The 433-nt window shown below is 54.7% G+C and carries 1 protein-coding gene; it reads left to right on the forward strand.

Features of this window, described 5'->3' with window-relative positions; genetic code table 11:
• The coding region (locus tag LC419_RS24050) for a hypothetical protein (RefSeq protein WP_223609715.1) at window positions 1-431 on the forward strand (431 nt) is incomplete at its 5' end.
• Between the last annotated feature and the right edge of the window lie 2 nt (window positions 432-433).

Consider the following 433-nt stretch of genomic DNA (forward strand, 5'->3'; position numbering starts at 1 on the left):
AGACTGAAGCGTACACCGAGGGGGGCTCTGACGAGTTGTTGAAGTGGATCAAGAAGACTGCTCGCCGGCGCATCCCTGTGGTGATTGATGCTTACAGTCCTGCACGCGTGTTTGAGGCTCCATTGAAGCAGGAGAAGTGCTTCGTGCGCGTCCTGAGCGGTAATGAGTTCCCTCAGGCTTGCATGGGTTTGCATGATGCTGTGAAAGATGGCTCTGTGACCCATTTTGATCAGCAGGAGTTGAATGATTCGGTTGCTGGCGCGACAAAGCGGCCTGTTGGCAAGGCTGGTGCGTGGGCGTTTACCCGTGATGATCTTGATGTTGATTTAACCCCGTTGATGAGTGCTGTTTGCGCGCATTTCGGGGCTGTGAAGTTTGGTAAGCGCCGACCCAAGTCTGGTGCTTCTGGAGGGGGTGTTGTGGTGTGCTGATC

Origin of the sequence: Chryseobacterium sp. OSA05B (assembly GCF_019970065.1) — a bacterium.
Classification (GTDB): Bacteria; Bacteroidota; Bacteroidia; order Flavobacteriales; family Weeksellaceae; genus Chryseobacterium.